This window comes from Halohasta salina, assembly GCF_024178165.1.
GTDB lineage: Archaea > Halobacteriota > Halobacteria > Halobacteriales > Haloferacaceae > Halohasta > Halohasta salina.
In genome coordinates this window covers 165,781-185,691 of the sequence record NZ_JAMZIE010000003.1, presented here as the reverse complement: position 1 = coordinate 185,691, position 19,911 = coordinate 165,781, and the positions used below count along the sequence as shown (strand labels likewise).

The window sequence follows — 19,911 nt, the reverse complement described above, 5'->3', positions numbered from 1 at the left end:
GACGTTTACTTTTTTGCGACCACATCGTGTAGCGTCAGCTATGAGCGACAGTCGGCGCGAATCGCCACCCCCGAATGACACGCCGCTCCAGAGCATCGTCGCTGGGGCAACGACGGGGTTGGTTTTGACCGTCGCCTTCGCCCTCCTTGCACTCGGCGTACCGTGGTTCTGGGTCGTCTTTCCAGTCGGGTTCGGCGGGCTGCTGCCGGTGGCGCTGGGGGTGACGAAGTGGTACGAGCAACGGCAGACCGACCACCGGACGCCTGCGTCCGAGTCGACAACCACGGCCGAGGAGGAGGCCCTCGAAACGCTCCGGAACCGGTATGCGCGCGGCGAGATCGACGAGGCGGAGTTCGAACAGCGGCTCGAAGCCCTGCTCGAAACCGAGTCGGTCGACGACGCCGCGGCCTACGCGACCCGCGAGACGGTCGAGGAGCAGTAGCCGAGTGGCGGTCCAACAGCCACTGGTTGTATCAGTTAGTTACTGATTACTTCAGAAATACGATGACGGCCAGCCGACTTTTACTGTCGACACCCCAACAGTAGCCGATGAGTACCGAGCTCGTAGACGCAGTCCTCGACGAGGCGGCCTCCCGTGGCGAGACGCTGACAATCCACGACTTGCTGCGGCTGATCGAGCGATTCGACACCGGCCCCGGCGTCCCCGACGACCGGCTCGACAGCTATATTCGGGCGCTCGATGCAGGGCGGTTCGACGAGGCAGCCCTTCGTGAGGGTCTCGACACGCGACTCGTCGACGCCGCCGAATGGCAGACCGAAACCGCGGTCTACCGGCTCGATGGCGGAGTGAGTGCGTTCCCGGCACGGTGGCACGAGGACCTCACCAGCGAAACCGACCTCACGCGCTACGTGGCGACGATGACCACCGCCGTCGGGGGGCTCGGAGGGGTACGCCCACGGCGGTCACGGCGACGGCGTCCCCGAAAAACTACTGTTGGACACGGCGGTCATCTTTGGCGGCTATACGTATAAGCGGGCGATGGACGAGGTCGACCTCCTGCGCGACGAAGGCCTCCTAGACGCGGGGGCCGACCAGCATCCCAACGCCCGGATTCGACTCACGACGGACGGCGCCGAACAGCTCGGGATCGATCCCGAAGCCGACGATGTCGCGATCAAAACCGGCACCGACCGCACGGACGATCCGCGAATCGACGAATAATAAGGGTTAATCGCCCGGTCGGTCCAGTGGGCGTATGGAGCAGCCAGCCGGTCGACCGCGGGCGACGGCGTTCGTCCCGGGTCACATCACCGGCTTCTTCAGCGCCCATCCGGCCCCCGAGCCGGCACGCGCCGGGAGCCGCGGGGCGGGAGTCGCCCTCTCGGATGGCGTCACCGTCACAGTCACCCCCGGCTCCGGCACCTGGCTCAACGGCGAAGCCGTCGATATCGCCCCCGTCGACACGGTCGTCGACCGCCTCGGGGTCGCTGCGAGCGTCGACGCCGAGACGCCGCTCCCGATCGGCGCGGGGTTCGGCGTCTCGGGAGCCGCCGCCCTCGGCACCGCTCTAGCGGCCAACGCCGCCTTCGACTGCGGGAAGACCGAAAACGAACTCGTCGAGGTGGCCCACTGCGCGGAGGTCGAGGCCGGAACCGGTCTCGGCGACGTGGTCGCCCAGGCCCGCGGCGGGTTACCGATCCGCCTCGACCCCGGCGGCCCTCGCCACGGCAGCCTCGATGGCCTCCCGGCGCGGCCCCGAGTCGAGTACGTCACCTTCGGCGAACTGTCGACTGAGACCGTGCTGTCGGGCGATACCGACCGACTCTCGGCGGCCGGAGAGAACGCACTCGACCGACTGTTGGCCGAACCGAGCGTGGGAGAGTTCATGCTGGCTTGCCGCGAATTCGCCGCCGACGCCGAACTGCTGACCGGCGACGTGAACGGAGCGGTCGCGGCGGTCGAAGCGGCTGGCGGGCAGGCGGCGATGGCGATGCTCGGCCGGACCGTCTTCGCGACCGGTACCGGTCTCTCGGATGCTGGCTACGACCCCAGTGTCTGCCGAGTCGACGCTGCTGGCGGGCGGCTGGTTGACAGCGAGAACTGAGCGACCCTGCCGCCGAAAAGCGAACGTTTTGACGCCGGAGTCGAATAAACCGTCAATGAGTGAGATCGAGATTCCGGAAGACCACCCTCGCTACCAGTCGTTGCTGACGAGACATCGCATTGAGGCGGGCGTCGAGAAAGGAATCACGAGTAAACAGGGCCTCATCGCCGAGGGCCGTGGCGAAGCCTTCGACTACCTGCTGGGCGAGCGGACAACGGAGAGCGCCGACGCGGCCGAACGCGCCGCGGCGGCCCAGCTGTTGCTGGCCGACCATCCCGTCCTCTCGGTCAACGGCAACGTCGCCGCGCTGGTGGCCGAGGAAATCGTCGACCTCGCCGAGACGGTCGACGCCAATATCGAGATCAACCTGTTCAACCGGACCGAAGAGCGAATGGAAGCCATCGCGGCCCATCTACGGGAGCATGGTGCTGAGGACGTGAAGGGATTGACCGCCGACGGTCGGATTCCGAACCTGAGCCACGAGCGCGCGAAGGTCGACGCCGACGGGATCGGCGCGGCCGACGTGGTGTTGGTCCCGCTCGAAGACGGCGATCGGGCCGAGGCACTGGGCGAGATGGGCAAAACCGAGATCGTGATCGATCTCAATCCGCTGTCGCGGTCCGCACAGGTGGCGGCGATTCCGATCGTCGACAACATCATGCGGGCGGTGCCAAACATGACCGCCCACGCGCGGGATCTGCAAGGGGCGGACCACGAGACGCTGGCGGAGATCGTCGACGGGTTCAATCCGGAGGCCGCCCTCCGGGCCGCAGAGGCCGCGATCCGCGAGGGCGAACTGGCGTAAATCCGCTCCAGAAGACCTATCAGTCGACCCGAGAAAGGCCGGCCATGGTCCCGCAGTTGCTGACCTCCGGGTGTGATCGGTCGTGACCGACGGCGACAGCCTGCCACTCGACCGTCGAACCGTCCTCGCATCGGTCGGGTCGGTCGGAGCCGCCTCGCTGGCTGGCTGCACCGTCTTCAGTTCGGGCGAGGACGCCGGGACGACCGACCTGACCGACGACCGGGCTCGTGACCTCGCCGAGCAGTTCGCGCCGACACTCTACTTCGACGAGGCCGAACAGTGGTTCCCGACCGACCCCCGGTCCTACGAGAGCCAACAGGACGGGGAGACCGTCGTCGACGGGTTCGACGCCTTCGACGCCTACACCGCCGCGGCCCGCGACACCGAGGAGCCGCCGGAGCCGACGGTGTTCTTCCACGCCGTTGCGTACGACGAGTCGCCGCTGGCGGTGATCCAGTTTTGGTACTACTCGGCGTTCGACCAGTTTACGACCAACTTCCACTGGCACGACTGGGAGGTGCTGCACGTCTTCGTCGACACCGACTCCGGGGAGCCACAGCTCTACGTCGCCAGCTCGCATTCCGGGCGGGTCCCGAACAACGAGTTCCTCGATCCCAATCCCGACCAACAGCCACGGATCCTCTCGGAGCTCGGCTCGCATTCGAGCGCGCTGTCGATCAACGAGATCGCCGACCGGTTCCAGCGGCTCTCCGTGGAGGGTATCCTCGCCGACATCACCAACAGCGCCATCGAAACACTCGAAGACGTGGCGAACATCCCCATCGCCTACGGCCTGCCCCGCGACGAGGGGTCGCGGCTTCCCTACGTCGTCCCCGAACTCGACGGCGGACCGATCTACGAACACGACCGGCTCCCCTCGGTCGACCGCGAGGCCCTGATCACCGACGATCTCACCGTGCGTTCGTTCAGTGACCTCACGTCGCCGCCGGGTGACCTCCCGGCACGGTCGACCGGGCTGGTGTTCGGACACGGTCCAGCGTCCGATGATGATACCGAAGTCGACGTCGAGTACGACCTCGTCCCCAGCAGCGAACTCGAACACATCACGGCGTTTAGCGGCCCGCAGTTGAGCTTCGAGTTCGCGGTCCCCGAGTTCGCCGAAGACGCCATCGCGGGCCATATTACGACGGCGAAAGTGCCGTGGAACCAGCCGCGGTACACCGAACCGGCCGCCGACATCACCGACGCGAACCACCGCGGGACGCTGGCTGACCGGTACGACGCCATCGGCGAGCCGGCATCGGTCAACAGTGTCATCGCCAGCGTCTCCGAGGCAATCACGAACGACGACGCACCCGACGGGGAGGGGTTGACCACCGGGACGTTGTCGACCGAAGCCCTCGCACTCCTCGAAAGCGACCCCGAGGCCGTCCCGACGTTCAACGGGCTCGCAGTCATGCAGGGCGTCCCGGCGGGCGAGCACCGACTGACGATCAACGCCGCTGGCGTCGAACCGCACAGCGAGACGCTGGCAGTTGCAGACGATACCGAACCGACCGCCGCAGGCGTCGACGGACGGATCTCGCTTGTCGCCCGCGAGAACGCCACCAAACTCGAAGTCGACGCCAGCGGCTCGGACAGCGAGATCACGAACCTCGCCGTCGAGGACGACTTCGCCGGGCGGCTGTACGACGCCCCGCTATCGGGACAGGACGCGGTGTACGTCCACCGCGGGGGCGCGTATACGACCGAGGTCAGAGACAGCGACGACGAGATCGGTGCCGAGCGCGTCAACCCGACGGACAACGAGGGAGTCCGCATCGAGAACCCCTCTACGGGCAAGGGCTCACTCGCCGGGTATCTCGCCGACGTGGCCGACGAGACGAGTGCGGCCGTCGCTGCCGTCGACGAGGAGGGCGATAGTGACGATGACGACGATGACAACGATGATGATTCGAACAGAAACAGCGGGACTGGTGGCGGGTCGGAAAACGCCGTTCAGGGGCTGGCACGGGCGCTGGAGGCGATCAGCGAGGCCGCCCGTCGGGCCGCCGAGCGGGCCGCTGCGGGGGATCGGGAGCAGGCCGACCGGAGCCTTGCGAACGTCCAAGATCGCCTCGACCGGGCAGCAACGCGGCTCGCCGAAGCGGGTGGCGACCTCCCCGACGAACTCCAAGCCGCGACCGAGCGTCGACTGGATCAGTCGCGTCGACGGTCCGAACAGGCGCGGGCGGCCGAAAAGCTGTAAGGCATAGTTAGACGCCGACTACTGGGAGTCGGCAGCGGCCGTAAGTCGGTCGCGGTCGTGTGGTTCCGAGAAGTCCAGATCCGGGCCACGGGCGATGATCCCGTGGGGCGTCACATCGGGGTGGGTCGTGTAGTAGTGTTCCTTTATATGGTCGATGTCGACCGTCTCGGCCACACCGGGCTGCTGATATACGTCTCGGAGGTACGGCCACAGATTATCGTACTGGTGGATGTACTGCACGTTGCACATGAAGTGGGTGTGGTAGACGTGGTCGAACCGGATCAGCGTGGTAAACATACAGATGTCGGCCTCAGTGAGCTGGTCGCCCGCGAGGAACCGCTGGTCTTCGAGGACTTCGTCCCAGTGGTCGAGCGCGTCGAACAACTCCGAGACAGCCTCGTCGTAGGGTCCCTGTTTCGTGGCGAACCCGGCACGGTAGACGCCGTTGTTGATCGGCTCGTAGATGTCGGTGATGATCTCGTCGACCTGCTGGCGGATCGCTTCGGGCGCGAGGTCGACGTCCCGCTCGGCCACGTTGCGGAAGCCGGTCGAGAGCATCCGGATGATCTCGCGTGACTCGTTGTTGACGATGGTTTCTTCCTTCGTGTCCCACAGCACAGGCACCGTCACTCGGCAGGTCGCGTCGGGGTCGGCCTCGACGTACAGTTCACGGAGGTAGTCGCTGCCGTGGAGTTTGTCCTCAGTGCAGCCCGCCTTCTCGGGCGTGAACTGCCAACCGTCCTCGCCGCGGTAGGGGTCGACGATCGAGACGTCGATGGCGTCTTCGAGGCCCATCAGCGCCCGGACCAAGAGGGTACGGTGGGCCCACGGACAGGCCAGCGAGACGTAGAGGTGGTAGCGACCGGCTTCGGCCTCGAATCTGTCGTCCGGTTCGGTGTCGACGTGGTCGGGGACGTCGCTGCCGGCGATCCAGTCGCGGAAGGGGGTCGTCTGCCGCTCGAAAGCGCCCTCCTCGTTGGTCGCCTGAAAGGTGTCGGTTCGCCACTCGCCGTCGACGAGCATGTTCATTAGTACTGATAGACGGGCGCTGGGCGCAAAAGGGTTGCTTGCGGTTGTGTCGGTGTTACCACCCCGTCAGCCCGACCACAAGCCACTTGTACCACTTAGGTATATCACTAGGTAGTATGTCCGAATTCAGCGGTTTCAGTCAGGCCGACGAAGCGGAAGTCACGCGTGCGATCACCGAAGAGTTCAGCGACGAGTTCCTCGATTTCACAGAGAGCGACGTGATCATCGTCGGCGGCGGCCCATCGGGGCTGATGGCCGCCAAGGAGCTGGCCGAACAGGGTGTGAAAGTGATGGTCGTCGAGAAGAACAACTACCTCGGCGGCGGCTTCTGGCTCGGCGGCTTCCTGATGAACACGCTCACCGTGCGCGAACCGGCCGACGAAGTGCTGGACGAACTCGACGTTCCTCACGAGGAAAGCGAGGAAGTAGAGGGCCTCCACACTGCCAAGGGGCCCCACGCCTGTTCCGCACTCATCAAGGCCGCCTGCGACGCGGGCGCGAAGATCCAGAACATGACCGAGTTCACCGACATCGTCGTCCGGGAGAACCACCGTGTGGCGGGGATCGTCATGAACTGGACGCCGGTCCACGCCCTGCCACGTGAACTGACCTGTGTCGACCCGATCGCCGTCGAATCCGATCTCGTCATCGATGCCACCGGCCACGAGGCGGTCGTCGTCTCGAAACTCCAGGAACGCCGCGTCCTCGACGCGCCGGGGATCAGCCACGCCGAGGAGCACAACGTCGGCATGGACCAAAGCGAGGACGGCCAGTACGGTGCGCCGGGCCACGATTCGCCCGGCCACGACTCGATGTGGGTCACCCAGTCCGAGGACGTCGTCGTCGAGGAGACCGGCAAAGTCCACGACGGCGTGATCGCCACCGGCCTTGCCACCGCGACCACCCATGGCCTGCCGCGAATGGGGCCGACGTTCGGTGCGATGTTGCTGTCGGGCAAGCGCGCCGCCGCGGTCGCCCTCGACGAACTCGGTGAAGATGGGACCGCCGTCGACTTCTCGGTTGCCCCCTCGCCCGCCGACGACTGAAATCGGTTCGCACCGCGGCCTCTCCTGGTATGCGGTGACTACTCGCCGAACTGTTCTTCTCGACAGCGAGCCAACGCTCCCTGTGTACGTGCTGGGCCACGTCGGCATCTCGCTGCTGCTGTTTGCGCCGCTGGCAGGGGTGTTGCTGTCGACCGGCTACCCACTGCTGACGGTGGTGACTGGCCTGCTGATGGTCGCCCTCGCGCCGCTGCCCGATCTCGATACCAACACCGACCGCCTCGACCACCGCGGACCGACCCACACCGTCTGGTTCGCCTTGGCGGTCGGCCTGCTGGTTGGCCTCGTGACCGGTCTCGGCACCGCGCTCTCGAACTGGTATATAAGTAGTTGCTCGCTACTACCCGTTTGGTTACCGGTTTGGCTCGGTGGTGTGTCGACGCTGGCGGTACTGGGCCACCTCGTGGGCGACCTCGTGACGCCGATGGGGCTGTGGCCGTTTCGACCGCTCTCCGACCGCCACTACACCGCCGATCTGACCGCCTCGAAGAGCCCGCGGGCCAACCGGCTCTGCTTCCGGGCCGGAACACTGTCGCTCACGGCGTGCCTGCTCGTTGTCCTGTAGCTAATCGACCGTGCCGCCACTCACTCGGGCGAACCCGAGAGCCCGCCGTTCGGTGTCGGCATCCGAACACCGCTCGTGGAGCCGCCGGTGGGCCGCCGCGACCCGGTGGTCGAGGGTGGTCGGTGGCGCGGTCGACCGCCGGACTGACTGCGGGTTCGCGATCGTGACGAACCGGCGGAACAGGCCGTTGAGCGGCCGGGCCCAAGGGCGGCTACTCCGGGCCAGGTCAAGCAGGCCGAGCCGCCCGCCGGAGCCGGCGAGGTCGGTCCACTGCTCGACCACGCGGGCCGGATTGTCGAACATGCCGACGACCAGCGAGGCAAAGACCGCGTCGACCGCGTCCGCGTCAAGCGGTGGTTGGGCCCCATCGCCACGCAGAACGCCGACGTTCTCCCAAGCTGCACGGTCGATCCGGGCGGCGGCGATCCGGAGGACACCCGGACTGACGTCGACTCCGAGCACCCTGCCTTCGGGACCGACGCGGTCGCGCAACAACGGGAGGTTCGCGCCGGTACCACACCCCATCTCGACGACCGTCTCGCCCGGCCGTGGAGCGAGGCGATCGACGGCGGCCCGACGGAGTCTGCCGATCCCCGGTGTCCGGACGGCAAGCAGGTCGTAGAGCCGCGCCCAGCGCGTGTAGAACTGCGACGTCGGCTCGGCCGGGTCGGTCATACAGGCCCCTATCGCCGGACACATGGAAAAAACGAATCGCCGGGATCACTACGACCCCCGGACGAGAGCCGATCGGGAGACAGCATGGGACGTTATGATCACGTTAGTGTACGTAGGCAGTATGTAACATGATAGTATTCGGTCACGATACGGCTATGTGCAGTGCGGATTGTCCGTCGGAATCGGTATGCTGCGGCTAACAAAGCGGTGCGGAAACGGAGGCGGTGTATGTCGACAGACGAGACGGACGAACGTGACGACACCCACCGAGACCGGGTTACGGCAGGAACGGTGACCCTCTCGAAGCGGATCGTAGACATCAACTACCCCGATCCCGCGGCGCTTCGGTGTGGGATCTCGCTCGGCGACCCGACCGAGACGGCCGACGAACGCCGGTCGTCGACGGCTGACTCGGACGCCGAGTAGCCGGCTCTGGGCGACCCGGTCGACGCTCAGGCGACCGCCCGGACGGCCGCCGCAACCGTCGGGGCGTCGGGACCGAGCACGTAGGAAATCGGCTCAATGCCGAAGCCGCCGGTCTGGTAGCAGACGAACGTCTCCGAGAGGTCGGCCTCGGCGACCGCCGCACCGATGGTCGCGTCGAGTTCCTCGCGGGCCTCGGAGTCGAATTCCACGGTGGTGTAGCCCGCGTCCTCGAAGGCCGCGACGAGATCGGGATCGTAGGCGATATTCAGCCCGGCTTGGACGTCGACCGCGTGGGTTCGGGCGGCCAGCAACACCGAGGCGACGTGTTCGCTGACGCCGAACTCCGGGTCCGAGGGGACGGTCGCTCGGCCCTTGATATCGAAGATGCGGCCGGGGACGCCCGCCACGTCGTCGACGGTCGCGGCATCGGGCAGACACTCGACGAGGTTCGAGCCGACGTTCGGGATGAGCGCGGCGAAGCCGCCCATGTTGGTGAGCGTCCGGAGACCGCGGCGGACCGACGACCGGACCTGTTCGGTGGTTCGGATGCGGCTGTCGGGGTCGTGGACCGAGAAGTCGACGTCGGCCTCGACGAGCCCCGGCATGGCGTCTTCGTGGAGTTCCGCCAGCAGATCGCCGTCCTCCAGTTGGCGGATCAGGACTTCGATCTCGACCAGCGCTTGGACCCGACTCATATCGCCGGTAGCCAGTCCGTCGGCGACCCCCTCGACGAGGTCGGCGACGCGTCGGTCGGCAGCGATCCGCTCGTTGCGAGCGACCTCGCCGTGGGCGTACTTCGAGACCGCCGACTGGCTGATCCCGAGCACGTCGGCGACCTCCCGTTGGGTCAACTCGCGGTCGCGAAGGGCTTCGGCGAGCATCGACCGGATCGTCGGCAAGAACTCCTCGACGACGAGTTCTTCGATGAACTTCATTGTGGGTCCTCTTGGGGTGGCCCGGCTTTGGCGTCGTCGGTCGAGACGAACTCGGGGTCGTCCTGGATCTTCGAGGCCCGCGGCCCGGCCTGATCCTGATACTTCGAGCCGCGCTCGCTACCGTAGGGCCGGGTCGACTCCGAGCGGAGTTCGGTAAAGACGAGTTGGGAGACTCGCATTCCGGGCGAGAGGGCGACCGGGGCCGCGCCGAGATTCGAGAGTTCGAGGGTGATCTGTCCGCGGTAGCCCGGATCGACGAAGCCGGCAGTTGCGTGGACCACAACCGCAAGCCGGCCAAGGGAGGATCGTCCTTCGACGGTCGCCACGAGATCCGAGGGAATCTCGACGCGCTCTTTGGTGGTTCCGAGGACGAAATCACCGGGATGGAGGATGAACTCCTCGCCCTCTTCGACGTAGGTTTCACGGACGTAGTCGTCGACCTCCTCGGCGCGATTCGGGTGGATACAGGGGATGTTGGTGCGCTGGAATTCGAGGAATTCGGAGCCGAGGCGCATGTCGATGCTCGCCGGCTGGACTTGGGTGTCGATGTCGTCAATCGGGTCGACGACGAGGTCGCCCTCGCCCAAGCGTTCGAGGAGGTCGGTGTCCGAGAGGATCATTGTCGGTGAGTTCGGCGGACACGATAAAAACCCATATACTTGTCGTGATTGCTCGTGATCGGTCAGTGTCGAGTGAGATCACGGTTCTTTTTACGGAGGTTCCGTGATTCCCACAGCATAGTTGACACTATGAAGGGGCCAAGAGCCAATGGAGGTGTAGCACAACGGATAAAGAGTCGGTGTTCACAACGACAGGTGAAACTAGCACTGCGGCTTTTTTATACTCTCTTTCTGTCTTCGATGGGAATAGCGGTCTGGCAACTGTTGGCTCTCAACTTCGACCGCATGATGATTGCGATCGTCATTGCATTACTAGCCTCACAGATCGGCATAGCCATCGAGAAGTGGCTGTACCAGGGTGAGCAGTTCAGCTATCGCGAGTACGTAGGCCGATGAGAACCGGTGTTATAAGCAAGACCCATAGATACAGGACCGAAGCCGAATCAGTAGTGGACCAAGTCGATCCACAGCCTCTTAGCACCCAACCACCGAAGACCACGATATGAAACAGGTCATCGCCGCCCGAACCGATATCGGCATGGGGAAAGGCAAACTCGCCGCTCAGGTCGCCCACGCCTCGCTGTCGGCCTACGAGGACACTGACCCCAAAACTCGCAAAGCCTGGAAGGGCGGCGGCCAAAAGAAGATCGTCGTCAAAGCCCCCAACGAATCGACGTTGTTCGAACTCGCCGACAAGGCCCGCCGCGATAGCCTCCCGCATGCGATCATCCGCGATGCGGGCCACACCCAACTCGAACCGGGGACGCCGACGGCGATCGCGGTCGGGCCGGGCGAGGAGAACCTCGTCGACCGCGTCACCGGCGACCTCTCGCTGTACTGATCGCCCGCTGTCCGGTCGGATTCGACGATTGGACGCCAACGGTTTTCGAGTCGGCATCTCTTTTCACAGCTATGAGGACAGTTCGCGAGGCGTCGACGTTCGAGACGGGTGAGCCGTGACGCTCGCGGCGCTGCTCGAACAGTACGTCAGCCTCGGCATCTTCCTCGTCGCAGGGGTGTTGAGCGCCGTCAGCTACCTCGCGTGGCGGCGGGAGCGCGACCGCCGAATGGGGACCGTCGCCGGCGGCTACGCGATGTTTGCGGTCTACGGGCTGATCGTCTTTCTGGAGTACCCACTGCTGCCGTATCTCGGCGCGAGAACGGTCGAACTGCTCGAACACGGGAGCGCGCTGTTGATCCTCGGAGGGCTCCTGACGTTTTTCGTCGCCATCTCACGGGAGTAGCGATGTCGGAGTCGGATCTCGAGTTGGCGTCGCGCCGGGCCATCTACCAGCAGATTGCCGACGCGCCCGGCATCCATTTCCGGGCGCTGCTTAACCATCTCGACTACGCGAAGGGCACTCTCCAGTATCACCTCCGGTGGCTCGCCGACGAAGGCCTCGTCGACGTCTCCGAAGATGGCCAGTACACCCGCTACTATCCGGCCGCGGAGTTCGACGAGGCCGACCGGACCGTGATGAACGCACTCCGACGGGAGTACAGCCGACGCATCCTCGCGCATTTACTCACCGACGGCCCGCTGTCGACTAGCGATCTCAGTGACCGCGTGGGGAAGGCCGACTCGACCGTCTCGTGGCACCTCTCGAAGCTCACCGAAGCCGAACTCGTCACCAAACAGCGAGAGGGTCGACGCGTCGCCTACGCGGTCGACGATCCCGACCGCGTCAGATACCTCTATACGATCCACCGCCAGTCGTTTACCGATCGAGTCGTCGACCGGCTACTGGGCCTCTGGGACAGCTACTGAGCCGCCGCGTCGGGGGCCGTATCGCCCCGCAACACCAGCAGTCGGAGCAGGAGGACGTACAGCAAAAAAACCAGCGACGGGACCACTACGGGACGGACGAACCCGACCACGTCGGTGCCGACCGCGGCGGCGTGGATCGTACCGAAGGCGAACCCGCCGTAGGCGAAGGCGTGGACGACTCGCGGCCCCCACGGTCGACTGAACCGACCCGGATCGGTAAAGCCGAGCACGGCAACGATCAACAGGAGAAGCGCTCCGGCCCCGACGCCGACACCACCCGCGAAATACGACAGCGAGTAGGCCGGCTTCGGGGCCTGTCCGGAGACGACGAACCACGAATCGAGGACGCCGACCCCGGCGTGGAGCAACGTGACTAGCATCGCGAACACCGAGAGTTCGATGTGGACACGCCGGGCCGCCTCGTGGAGGACGCCGAAGGCCTCGGTGTTGTAGAGCACGCCGGTGAGGACGGCCAGATACAGCGCGGGGGAGGCAACGAGGGCGGCCCCGCGGTCGACCAGCCAGACGAGTTGGGAGATCACGACGCCCCCGTGGTCTCGACGATTTCCGGACAGCCATCGGCGTCCTGATAGCCGTTGTCGGTCTCCGGACGCCTCGGACACCGGTCGGTCCCGTCGGCGATCCCGTCGCCGTCGTAGTCGGCCGGAGCCTGCCGCGCCGACACCGTCCGGTCGACGAGGTCGGCCTGCTGTTCTTCGACGGCGGCGGTCGCACGCACGTCGCCGATCTGCCACAGGACCGGCAGTGAGGCGACGAGGACGACGACCGCCAGCACGGTGACGCGCTGCTTATTCGTCCACGACATGGCGATCGAACCCCTCCGTTCGGTGGAAGACGCCGCCGTGAACGACGAGTGCTTCGAGCCCATCCCACGCCTCGGCGAGTGACAGCGCATCGTCGAGGGGCAGGGCTGCGAGCGTCGTCGCCAGTGCATCGGCCTCCATGCAGTCGCGGCGGGCGACGACGGTCACGGACTCGTGGCGGGCCCCGATGCGCTCGACAGTCGGTTCGTAAACGTGGTCGACCCCATCCCGTTCGCGGCGATAGCCGCCGGAGGTGGCGACCGACCACTCGGTGTCGAGGACCTTTAGCGGCGTCTCGTCGCCGTAGGGGCTCTCGATGCCGACCGGGCCCGTCGGTGGCGACAGATCGCCGCCGCCGTTGACGAACCCGGAGCGACCCAGCCCCGCGAGCGCGCTCGCCGCCCGGTCGACGATGTACCCCTTGGCGAGGCCGTTGAGATCGAGCGGACGCTCGGTTTCGACGCGGTCGCCGTCGACGGTCACGCTTCCGGTGTCGAACGTCTCGGGGGGCGCGTCGCGCTCGCCGCGGAGGTATGCTTTGAGGTCGTGTTCGAGACGGCCCTGCCGGATGTCGAAGACGCCCCCGGTTCGGTCGCCGTATTCGAGCCCCCGCCGAACGATGCGAGCGACGTGGGGGTTTCGGACCGCCCCCCGGTCGTTGAGTCGACTGACGGCACTTTCGGGGTCGAAGCCATCGAGGTGGGCTTCGAGTTCCTCGGCCGTCCGGCGGGCCGCAACGGCCCTACTGGCGGCGCGAACGCCGGTGGCGTGGATCCGGAACGTCGTATCACAGCACCCGAATTCGAGGTGGGTCTCGCCCAACCGGTCGTATGCGGCCGAGAGCACGGACATGTCGACGATCAGTCCTCCTCGTCTTCGTCATCTTCGTCCTCGTGCTCCTCGTAATCCTCGTACTCGTCATACTCTTCGTCTTCGTCATCTTCGTCCTCGTGCTCCTCGTAATCCTCGTACTCGTCATACTCTTCGTCTTCGTCATCTTCGTCCTCGTGCTCCTCGTAATTCTCGTACTCTTCATGCCCCTCGTCTTCGTCATCGTCGTCCTCGTACTCCGATCCCGTCTGGACGTCTGGGGTGAAGTTCTCGGCGGGGTCGGGGGCATCGCCGTCGACGGTCGAATCGGGGGCGTCACCGGGCGGTTCGGTCGTCGGTCCGATCCCGAGGCCGGGGACCGCGAGTCCGACGGCGACGGCCATCGTCAACAGTGCGCCGGCGAGTGTGAGTGCGACGAGTCGGTTGGATGGAACGGGGATACGCATAGGTCGGGTGCGGATGGAGCAATCCACACCGCCGTATAGTGTGTTTGCGTCCGACCGTCGAATCGTCGTCCGATCGTCGAACAGTCGGCCGCAGCGCGCTATGCAAGCGTTACCGTCGACCCGAACCGATCACGACACGGCTGATGCCTGCGGTAGCGGGTCTCAGTCGGATTCCAGCGGCGACGCCCCGCCGTAGACCCGCTCGGCGAACAGCAGCGCCACCAGCGCGAAAATGATCAGCGTGTAGGCACCGGCAGCCAGCAGTGCATCCTGAACGGTTGCGTACTCGCCGGTCCGGAAGATGATCGCCTTTCGGACCATCGCGATCACGCCGGTGTAGATCACCAGTTGGACGATCCGCCGGGTGTTGTTCTCCTCGACGTAGGCCAACACCGTCTGGTAGACCTCCACGATGATCAGAAGTAGGAGTCCCGTATCGATGAAGCCGATCACCACGAGTGGATCGGTGATACTCCCGGTCTGTACCGCACCGCCGATCTGGAGGATCAGGTCGACGACACCGACCGCAAACAGGAGCGCAAACACCGTCGCGGCAGCCAACTCGACGCCGTGGACGAACCGCTCAACGAGCAGCGAATACCGCTCCGACGGCGAGAGCGCCGACTGGTCGTCATCGCTCATGGGTTCGAAGCCGGGTGGTTCCCCCGACTATAGCCGAACTACGCCGCTCGCACGGATACGTCTTGTTCCGTTGGGAACGCCAGTGGCGGCGGTCGTCCGTCGCGTCGACGGCGCGTGCCGGCGACGCCACGTTGACGGCGGTGGTCGCCCACGCCGAAAGGACAGGTCGATGTAGCTGGCACCCAACTCGGAGATATGAACCCGCACTGTCGACGTCCCCGCGAGGGCCGAACCGCCGATGAGGTGACGCGCCGTGCGTGAGGCCCACCCGATCGAGCAGGCGGTCGGCATCGACTACTACGTCAGCGACGCCGACGGGATCGGCGGCCAGCTACGGACCGACCCCGAGGATTTCCGCGTCGCGGAGATCGAGCACTTCGACCCCGAACCGGTCGACGCCGACCCCGGCGCGTACCCCGAAGTCCTCCTGCGAGCGACGCTCCGAGAGTGGGACACCAACGACTTCGCGGGCCGGATCTCCGACGCGCTGGGGATCAGCCGCGAACGGGTCGCGTGGGCCGGCACCAAGGACAAACACGCCGTGACGACCCAACTGTTCACTGTTCGGGACGTCGACCCCGACGCCGTCGACGCACTCGCTGTTCGTGGCGCCGAAATCGAGGTCCTCGGCCGCACCGGGCGGTCGATCTCCTTCGGCGACCTGCACGGCAATCGGTTCGAGATCCGCATTCGCGATGCCGAACCCACTGCGGCCGAACTGACCCGCGAGACGACGGCTGCGCTCCGGGAGTTCGCCGACGGCGATGGGGCCGCAGGCGTTCCCAACTGGTTCGGCCAACAGCGCTTCGGCAGCCAGCGACCGGTCACCCACGAGGTCGGTTTGAACATCGTCCGGCGAGAGTGGCGCGAGGCCGTCCTCGCGTACGTCGCCAACCCCTTCGAGACCGAACGCGAGGCGACGCGAAACGCCCGGCAGTTCGTCGCCGAGGAGGCCGCCAGCGACGACCCCGACTGGCAGGCCTGTCTCGACGAGATGCCGGGCTATCTCGGCTACGAGCGGTCGATGCTCCACCGGCTGGTCGAAGACGGAGCCGATGCGCCCGACGACTTCCGACACGCGCTGGAAGCCGTCCCGTGGAACCTCCAGCGGCTCTTCGTCAACGCCGCCCAGTCGTACGTCTTCAACCGGATTCTCTCCGAGCGCCTGCGCCGCGGCCTCCCCTTCGACCGACCGATCGACGGCGACGTCTGCTGTTTCGTCGACCGCGAGGCACCCGACGGACTGTACGCACCGGACACCGACCGGCTCCAGCGCGTCTCGGGGAAGCGTGTGAGCGTGATGGAACGCCACTGCGACCGCGGGCGGGCGTTCGTCACGGCGCCGCTGGTGGGGGCCGAAACCGAGTTGGCCGACGGCGAACCCGGCGAGATCGAACGCGAGCTCCTCGACGAGCTGGCTCTCACACCGACGGATTTCGAGCTACCCGGCAGCTTCGAGTCGACCGGCACTCGGCGGGCGATCCTCGTCCGGACCGATCTGACGGTCGAAGCCGAGGAACTGACCTTCGAGTTCGCCCTCCCCAGCGGCTCGTATGCGACCGGGGTCATGCGGGAATTCATGAAGAGCGAACCGATGGACCTCTGAGGGAACGCCAACGGCGGTGTACGGAACGAAGCTCCCCCTGCACCGAACGCGACCAGTTCGCTCCCCACGTATCGAGCGGACCACGAGCGTCCACCGCGAAGAGTTCGTCTGACAGAGCGCCCGGACGGTGAGACACGGGGGCGTCAAAACGGGGTCAGTCGACCGACATCACGCCGGTTCGTTGTCGGTGTCCCGGTCCGGATCGGCGAGATACCGCACTTCGACGAGCGAGATGTCGTCGACGAATACCGTGCCGGAACTGCCCGTGTCACCGTCGTAGATCCACACTTGGGCACCCACCACGTCCCGGTCGGGCAGTTCGGTCAAGACACACTGCTCGCGGTACGATGTCGAGTCGACCGTGTAGAATGCCTTTTCGATGGTCGTATCCTCGTTGAACGACTCCGAATCGTAGTACTGGACACCGATATACACGTCCGTATCCTGCGTTGTCGTCTTCGAATCCGCACAGAGCCGATAGATCCGCCCCGATTTGATCGGTTTCGTGACGTTCTGTGCCACGTAGTCGTCGGTGCCGTCCATCCGGAGCGCATAGTTCCCCTGTGAGGGGTCGTCGGTGGTGATGATGCGCGGATCGGGGCGTTCAAGAGACCCATTGATCCACGACTCGGGCGTCCCGGTCTCGAAGTCACCGTTCGAGAGGAGATTGTCGCTGACTGGGATGGGTCGCTCGTTCGTGTCTTTCGCCTCGGTTACGATCCCGAGAAAGCTCACGCTCACCACCGCAGCCAACAGCACAACCACGCCAACCATCACCACCGTCCCGATGACTGGCGAGACTGCCCGGTCTGCGGACATACGTCACTGCCTTTGTCGGGAGAGAGCAAGGAGTTATCTATCGACAACTGTCTGGTCATCGGCGATCGCCGGCGACGTGTCGGTTCGGCAACCCTCCCGCGAGGAGGCACGCGGGATACGCCCGCTTTCGGGATTCCTCATCTCGTGGAGTCAGGTCGCGGCGGCTCGCTCGCCGGTCCGGCGAGCAGGACGACGCGACGACTCGCAGCGAGCGTCAAAAGGGGAGTGTGGTGAACGGGGAGCTACCCGAGGAGGTAGCGCAGCCACGGTCGCTGTTGGACGAAGTCGGTGTCCTCGATGGCGGCGTCGACACCGAGGACGCGGCCAGTGGCGAGGACGCCAATGATGGCGAACAGGAGCAGTCCCATCAGATCACCGTTGACGTAGCCGTGGGCCCAGTCGGCGTTCCCGAGGTAGAACAGCACCATCAGGAAGCCGCCGAAGAAGGCGGCCAGCCGCGTCAGTGCCCCGAGGATGATCCCCAGTCCGATGAGGAACTCGCCGAGGGGGATCATGAAGTTGGTAAACTCTAGGAGCCACGGCGTCCCCGCGACGATCTCGAAGAGCCACGCGATCGGGCTTTCGGCGTTGGCGAGGTAGCCCGTCGCGTCGAACGGCTCGCCGGCGACGAAGGCGAACTTGGTCCAGCCCGCATGTAGGAACCAGTAGCCGACGATGAGCCGCACCGCCACGAGCAGCGATGTCGCTCCGCTTCCGGCCCGCTGTAGGTAGTCTCCGGCGCCGAACACGGTTGTTGTTTGGGTTGTTGTCATTGGCGTTCCCTCCAGTTGGACGGACGCACCGGGGTATATTAAACTGGCGAGCATGTTATTAGCAACTGGGAATAGCGCGTGTGACTGACACACAATTCGCCCGACGGGAGCGGGCTCGTCCGCACACCATGTGTCGACCGATTGGGAGAAATAGTCATGACTGGCGGATCAGTCGTGACTGGGGGCCGTCGGTCGTGGGTGGGGCGAGTCAGTCGTCCCCGTCGTCGACCCGCGGCAGCCGAACGCTGAAGACCGCACCCTCGGGATCGTTGTCGTCGACGGTGATCTCGCCGTTGTAGCTGCTAACGAGCGTTTGGACGAGGTAGAGCCCGATGCCGGTGCCGGCGCTTTCGAGTCCCTTTTCGCCTTTGCCAAAGATCTCCTCTTTCTGGTGGTCGGGGACACCGGGACCGTTGTCGGCGACTTCAACGGTCACGGTGTCGTCGGCCTCTGTCACCGAGACGGTCACGACGGGGACGGGTTCGTCGTTGTGCTGGACGGCGTTTTTCAGCAGGTTCCGGAACACCGAGTTCAGCAGGTCGTTGGCGGTCACGGTCGTCTCCGGGATCGTCCCGTCGACGGTGATATCGGCGTCGGTGTACGTCGACCGGAGCTTGTCGAGTTCGGTCTCGATCGCCGGCCGGAGCCGGGCCCGCCCGATGTCGTCGCCCTCGTCGAGCAGGACGTCGGACATATCCCGGGCGGTCGTCGTCAGTTCCACCGCGTGCTCGGCGCTCTCGATCACCGTCTCGAGGTGGCTCCGATGGTCCTCGGGGACGACCGATGCGAGCATCTCCCCGTAGGCCAACACCAACTGGAGGTCGTTCCGCATGTCGTGGCGCAACACCTGATTCAGCACATCCAGATCGTCACGCTGCTGTTTGAGGTGTTGTTCGTACTCCGCGCGCTCGGTGATGTCGATGATGCTCTCGACGATCCGGTCGACCTCGCCGTCGTCGCCGACGATCGGCGCGGCATGGACCTCGTGGACCTGTTCGGAGCCGTCTTCGTCGTAGTGGGTATGTTCGACCGTCGTCGGCGCGTGTGTCTCACGGACCGATTCCAGCGGACACGGCGAGGTCGACTCGCCCTCGTGGCAGGGGCGATCCCGGCCGTGGGTGAGCTCGTAGCAGGTCGACCCCTCGTTGACGGCAGCGGCGGCGTTGGCGTGTTCGACCGTGTAGCTGTCGGCGTCGATGACGTACAGTGGATGGGGAACCGCCTCCATCACCTCTGCCAGCAGCGACCGGGCGGCCTCAGCGTCAGCGTCGGCATCGACATCAACGTCGGCGCGGGCGGTGGTGTCGTCGAACTGCCAGTGGCTCCGGCCGTCCTCGCCGGCGCGAGCGCTGAACGAGCTGTCGACGGTCTCGCCGTCGGCCCGGCGGAGTCGGAGCTCGACCCCCTCGATCCGCTCGCCGGGGTCGAGGGCGGCCAGCCGCCGCTCGAAGACCTCGGTCGACGGCGCGGTGAGGAACGCCCCGAACCACGTGTCGACGACGGCGTCGCGGTCGTAGCCCAGCGCCTCGAGCCACGCGTCGTTGACCGTCCGGACGACGCCGTCGGCGTCCAGCGAGTGGTAGGGGAAGGGGACGACCTCGCCGAGCGTCGCCTCGACGGCATCGGGTTCCCCGGCGTCCGATCCGGTTGTCATACCTCTAGCTCGGCGTGTATGTAGTTATAACACACGGACAATGGGCGTCTCCGACTCGCCCAGCCGACTCTCACAGCGGCCGGATCCGCCCGACTCGTCGACTCCCGCGGCGCGTCGGCGACCGAACGACGTTTCATTCCGGAGTACCCACGGT

General features: G+C 65.6%; 26 protein-coding genes. 14 read left to right on the top strand and 12 right to left on the bottom strand.

The window, feature by feature from the left end; all coding sequences use genetic code 11:
• Positions 1 to 40 precede the first annotated feature (40 nt).
• The 6 genes from NKJ34_RS08110 (at position 41) to NKJ34_RS08085 (ending at position 5,080) form a co-directional block, all read left to right on the top strand.
• Entirely contained in the window at positions 41 to 442 is a 402-nt protein-coding gene (locus NKJ34_RS08110; protein ID WP_253737789.1) for an SHOCT domain-containing protein, read from the top strand.
• A gap of 107 nt (positions 443 to 549) precedes the next feature.
• Positions 550 to 993: a hypothetical protein gene (locus tag NKJ34_RS08105; RefSeq protein ID WP_253737788.1), complete on the top strand. Its 444-nt coding sequence runs from the start codon at positions 550 to 552 to the stop codon at positions 991 to 993.
• 7 nt (positions 994 to 1,000) lie between these two features.
• Positions 1,001 to 1,183, top strand: a complete 183-nt coding sequence (locus tag NKJ34_RS08100) for a hypothetical protein (RefSeq protein ID WP_253737787.1) — start codon at positions 1,001 to 1,003, stop codon at positions 1,181 to 1,183.
• Between the two features lie 34 nt (positions 1,184 to 1,217).
• Positions 1,218 to 2,066 carry a pantoate kinase gene (locus NKJ34_RS08095; RefSeq protein ID WP_253737786.1) on the top strand — a complete coding sequence of 283 codons (849 nt, stop codon included), beginning with the start codon at positions 1,218 to 1,220 and terminating at the stop codon, positions 2,064 to 2,066.
• Positions 2,067 to 2,121: 55 nt separating this feature from the next.
• The gene (locus tag NKJ34_RS08090; protein WP_253737785.1) at positions 2,122 to 2,871 is read left to right on the top strand and encodes a 4-phosphopantoate--beta-alanine ligase; all 750 of its coding nucleotides are present in this window, start codon (positions 2,122 to 2,124) and stop codon (positions 2,869 to 2,871) included.
• A gap of 82 nt (positions 2,872 to 2,953) precedes the next feature.
• Positions 2,954 to 5,080, top strand: coding sequence for a hypothetical protein (locus tag NKJ34_RS08085; RefSeq protein ID WP_253737784.1), 2,127 nt, complete (start codon positions 2,954 to 2,956; stop codon positions 5,078 to 5,080).
• 18 nt (positions 5,081 to 5,098) lie between these two features.
• Here the strand turns inward: NKJ34_RS08085 and NKJ34_RS08080 are convergent, their stop codons facing one another.
• Positions 5,099 to 6,109 carry a glutathione S-transferase family protein gene (locus NKJ34_RS08080; RefSeq protein WP_253737783.1) on the bottom strand — a complete coding sequence of 337 codons (1,011 nt, stop codon included), beginning with the start codon at positions 6,107 to 6,109 and terminating at the stop codon, positions 5,099 to 5,101.
• A 116-nt stretch (positions 6,110 to 6,225) separates the two neighbouring features.
• On the opposite strand from NKJ34_RS08080, the gene NKJ34_RS08075 reads away from it, so the two are divergent.
• Positions 6,226 to 7,155 (top strand): sulfide-dependent adenosine diphosphate thiazole synthase, encoded by a 930-nt coding sequence (locus NKJ34_RS08075; RefSeq protein ID WP_253737782.1) that lies wholly within the window; start codon positions 6,226 to 6,228, stop codon positions 7,153 to 7,155.
• A gap of 34 nt (positions 7,156 to 7,189) precedes the next feature.
• The gene (locus NKJ34_RS08070; protein WP_253737781.1) at positions 7,190 to 7,738 is read left to right on the top strand and encodes a metal-dependent hydrolase; all 549 of its coding nucleotides are present in this window, start codon (positions 7,190 to 7,192) and stop codon (positions 7,736 to 7,738) included.
• Here the strand turns inward: NKJ34_RS08070 and NKJ34_RS08065 are convergent, their stop codons facing one another.
• Positions 7,739 to 8,413: a class I SAM-dependent methyltransferase gene (locus NKJ34_RS08065; RefSeq protein ID WP_253737780.1), complete on the bottom strand. Its 675-nt coding sequence runs from the start codon at positions 8,411 to 8,413 to the stop codon at positions 7,739 to 7,741.
• 228 nt (positions 8,414 to 8,641) lie between these two features.
• Between NKJ34_RS08065 and NKJ34_RS08060 the strand changes: the two genes are divergently transcribed.
• The gene (locus NKJ34_RS08060) at positions 8,642 to 8,839 is read left to right on the top strand and encodes a hypothetical protein (protein WP_253737779.1); all 198 of its coding nucleotides are present in this window, start codon (positions 8,642 to 8,644) and stop codon (positions 8,837 to 8,839) included.
• A 26-nt stretch (positions 8,840 to 8,865) separates the two neighbouring features.
• Here the strand turns inward: NKJ34_RS08060 and NKJ34_RS08055 are convergent, their stop codons facing one another.
• Positions 8,866 to 9,774 (bottom strand): thiamine-phosphate synthase family protein, encoded by a 909-nt coding sequence (locus NKJ34_RS08055; protein WP_253737778.1) that lies wholly within the window; start codon positions 9,772 to 9,774, stop codon positions 8,866 to 8,868.
• Entirely contained in the window at positions 9,771 to 10,394 is a 624-nt protein-coding gene (gene dcd, locus NKJ34_RS08050; RefSeq protein ID WP_253737777.1) for a dCTP deaminase, read from the bottom strand. Before dcd ends, NKJ34_RS08055 begins: the two co-directional genes overlap by 4 nt.
• A 240-nt stretch (positions 10,395 to 10,634) precedes the next feature.
• On the opposite strand from dcd, the gene NKJ34_RS08045 reads away from it, so the two are divergent.
• The 4 genes from NKJ34_RS08045 to NKJ34_RS08030 all read left to right on the top strand — a co-directional run bounded on the left by NKJ34_RS08045 (position 10,635) and on the right by NKJ34_RS08030 (position 12,162).
• A complete protein-coding gene (locus tag NKJ34_RS08045) occupies positions 10,635 to 10,790 on the top strand; it encodes a hypothetical protein (RefSeq protein WP_253737776.1) in 156 nt (51 codons plus the stop codon).
• A 106-nt stretch (positions 10,791 to 10,896) separates the two neighbouring features.
• Positions 10,897 to 11,235 (top strand): peptidyl-tRNA hydrolase Pth2, encoded by a 339-nt coding sequence (gene pth2 / locus NKJ34_RS08040; protein WP_253737775.1) that lies wholly within the window; start codon positions 10,897 to 10,899, stop codon positions 11,233 to 11,235.
• A gap of 115 nt (positions 11,236 to 11,350) precedes the next feature.
• The gene (locus tag NKJ34_RS08035) at positions 11,351 to 11,638 is read left to right on the top strand and encodes a hypothetical protein (RefSeq protein ID WP_253737774.1); all 288 of its coding nucleotides are present in this window, start codon (positions 11,351 to 11,353) and stop codon (positions 11,636 to 11,638) included.
• 2 nt (positions 11,639 to 11,640) lie between these two features.
• Entirely contained in the window at positions 11,641 to 12,162 is a 522-nt protein-coding gene (locus tag NKJ34_RS08030; protein WP_253737773.1) for a winged helix-turn-helix transcriptional regulator, read from the top strand.
• On the opposite strand, the gene NKJ34_RS08025 is transcribed toward NKJ34_RS08030, so the two are convergent.
• From NKJ34_RS08025 to NKJ34_RS08005, 5 genes are all read right to left on the bottom strand, one after another.
• Positions 12,156 to 12,701 carry a hypothetical protein gene (locus tag NKJ34_RS08025; RefSeq protein WP_425491808.1) on the bottom strand — a complete coding sequence of 182 codons (546 nt, stop codon included), beginning with the start codon at positions 12,699 to 12,701 and terminating at the stop codon, positions 12,156 to 12,158. The two genes, NKJ34_RS08030 and NKJ34_RS08025, sit on opposite strands and share 7 nt — an antisense overlap.
• Positions 12,701 to 12,988: a hypothetical protein gene (locus NKJ34_RS08020; RefSeq protein WP_253737771.1), complete on the bottom strand. Its 288-nt coding sequence runs from the start codon at positions 12,986 to 12,988 to the stop codon at positions 12,701 to 12,703. The genes NKJ34_RS08025 and NKJ34_RS08020 overlap by 1 nt, the downstream gene beginning before the upstream one ends.
• On the bottom strand, positions 12,972 to 13,838 hold the full coding sequence (locus tag NKJ34_RS08015) for an FAD:protein FMN transferase (protein ID WP_253737770.1): 867 nt from the start codon (positions 13,836 to 13,838) through the stop codon (positions 12,972 to 12,974). Before NKJ34_RS08015 ends, NKJ34_RS08020 begins: the two co-directional genes overlap by 17 nt.
• An 8-nt stretch (positions 13,839 to 13,846) precedes the next feature.
• Positions 13,847 to 14,263, bottom strand: coding sequence for a hypothetical protein (locus tag NKJ34_RS08010; protein ID WP_253737769.1), 417 nt, complete (start codon positions 14,261 to 14,263; stop codon positions 13,847 to 13,849).
• 162 nt (positions 14,264 to 14,425) lie between these two features.
• Positions 14,426 to 14,905, bottom strand: a complete 480-nt coding sequence (locus NKJ34_RS08005; RefSeq protein WP_253737768.1) for a phosphate-starvation-inducible PsiE family protein — start codon at positions 14,903 to 14,905, stop codon at positions 14,426 to 14,428.
• A 253-nt stretch (positions 14,906 to 15,158) separates the two neighbouring features.
• On the opposite strand from NKJ34_RS08005, the gene truD reads away from it, so the two are divergent.
• Entirely contained in the window at positions 15,159 to 16,511 is a 1,353-nt protein-coding gene (gene truD, locus NKJ34_RS08000; protein ID WP_253737767.1) for a tRNA pseudouridine(13) synthase TruD, read from the top strand.
• Between the two features lie 168 nt (positions 16,512 to 16,679).
• On the opposite strand, the gene NKJ34_RS07995 is transcribed toward truD, so the two are convergent.
• From NKJ34_RS07995 to NKJ34_RS07985, 3 genes are all read right to left on the bottom strand, one after another.
• Positions 16,680 to 17,330, bottom strand: a complete 651-nt coding sequence (locus tag NKJ34_RS07995) for a type IV pilin domain-containing protein (protein WP_253737766.1) — start codon at positions 17,328 to 17,330, stop codon at positions 16,680 to 16,682.
• 242 nt (positions 17,331 to 17,572) lie between these two features.
• The gene (locus tag NKJ34_RS07990) at positions 17,573 to 18,103 is read right to left on the bottom strand and encodes a DoxX family membrane protein (protein WP_253737765.1); all 531 of its coding nucleotides are present in this window, start codon (positions 18,101 to 18,103) and stop codon (positions 17,573 to 17,575) included.
• 208 nt (positions 18,104 to 18,311) lie between these two features.
• A complete protein-coding gene (locus NKJ34_RS07985) occupies positions 18,312 to 19,757 on the bottom strand; it encodes a sensor histidine kinase (RefSeq protein WP_253737764.1) in 1,446 nt (481 codons plus the stop codon).
• Positions 19,758 to 19,911: the final 154 nt, after the last annotated feature.

Bases quoted from the DNA above. Each gene is read 5' to 3' on its own strand.
- NKJ34_RS08095 (WP_253737786.1), top strand. From the start codon at position 1,218: ATGGAGCAGCCAGCCGGTCGACCGCGGGCGACGGCGTTCGTCCCGGGT.
- dcd (WP_253737777.1), bottom strand. From the start codon at position 10,394: ATGATCCTCTCGGACACCGACCTCCTCGAACGCTTGGGCGAGGGCGAC.
- NKJ34_RS08030 (WP_253737773.1), top strand. From the start codon at position 11,641: ATGTCGGAGTCGGATCTCGAGTTGGCGTCGCGCCGGGCCATCTACCAG.
- NKJ34_RS08045 (WP_253737776.1), top strand. From the start codon at position 10,635: ATGGGAATAGCGGTCTGGCAACTGTTGGCTCTCAACTTCGACCGCATG.
- NKJ34_RS08075 (WP_253737782.1), top strand. From the start codon at position 6,226: ATGTCCGAATTCAGCGGTTTCAGTCAGGCCGACGAAGCGGAAGTCACG.
- NKJ34_RS08060 (WP_253737779.1), top strand. From the start codon at position 8,642: ATGTCGACAGACGAGACGGACGAACGTGACGACACCCACCGAGACCGG.
- NKJ34_RS08020 (WP_253737771.1), bottom strand. From the start codon at position 12,988: ATGTCGTGGACGAATAAGCAGCGCGTCACCGTGCTGGCGGTCGTCGTC.
- NKJ34_RS08005 (WP_253737768.1), bottom strand. From the start codon at position 14,905: ATGAGCGATGACGACCAGTCGGCGCTCTCGCCGTCGGAGCGGTATTCG.
- NKJ34_RS08055 (WP_253737778.1), bottom strand. From the start codon at position 9,774: ATGAAGTTCATCGAAGAACTCGTCGTCGAGGAGTTCTTGCCGACGATC.
- NKJ34_RS08110 (WP_253737789.1), top strand. From the start codon at position 41: ATGAGCGACAGTCGGCGCGAATCGCCACCCCCGAATGACACGCCGCTC.
- NKJ34_RS08100 (WP_253737787.1), top strand. From the start codon at position 1,001: ATGGACGAGGTCGACCTCCTGCGCGACGAAGGCCTCCTAGACGCGGGG.
- NKJ34_RS08105 (WP_253737788.1), top strand. From the start codon at position 550: ATGAGTACCGAGCTCGTAGACGCAGTCCTCGACGAGGCGGCCTCCCGT.
- NKJ34_RS08015 (WP_253737770.1), bottom strand. From the start codon at position 13,838: ATGTCCGTGCTCTCGGCCGCATACGACCGGTTGGGCGAGACCCACCTC.
- NKJ34_RS08065 (WP_253737780.1), bottom strand. From the start codon at position 8,413: ATGACCGACCCGGCCGAGCCGACGTCGCAGTTCTACACGCGCTGGGCG.
- NKJ34_RS08010 (WP_253737769.1), bottom strand. From the start codon at position 14,263: ATGCGTATCCCCGTTCCATCCAACCGACTCGTCGCACTCACACTCGCC.
- NKJ34_RS07995 (WP_253737766.1), bottom strand. From the start codon at position 17,330: ATGTCCGCAGACCGGGCAGTCTCGCCAGTCATCGGGACGGTGGTGATG.
- pth2 (WP_253737775.1), top strand. From the start codon at position 10,897: ATGAAACAGGTCATCGCCGCCCGAACCGATATCGGCATGGGGAAAGGC.
- NKJ34_RS07985 (WP_253737764.1), bottom strand. From the start codon at position 19,757: ATGACAACCGGATCGGACGCCGGGGAACCCGATGCCGTCGAGGCGACG.
- NKJ34_RS08080 (WP_253737783.1), bottom strand. From the start codon at position 6,109: ATGAACATGCTCGTCGACGGCGAGTGGCGAACCGACACCTTTCAGGCG.
- NKJ34_RS08090 (WP_253737785.1), top strand. From the start codon at position 2,122: ATGAGTGAGATCGAGATTCCGGAAGACCACCCTCGCTACCAGTCGTTG.
- NKJ34_RS07990 (WP_253737765.1), bottom strand. From the start codon at position 18,103: ATGACAACAACCCAAACAACAACCGTGTTCGGCGCCGGAGACTACCTA.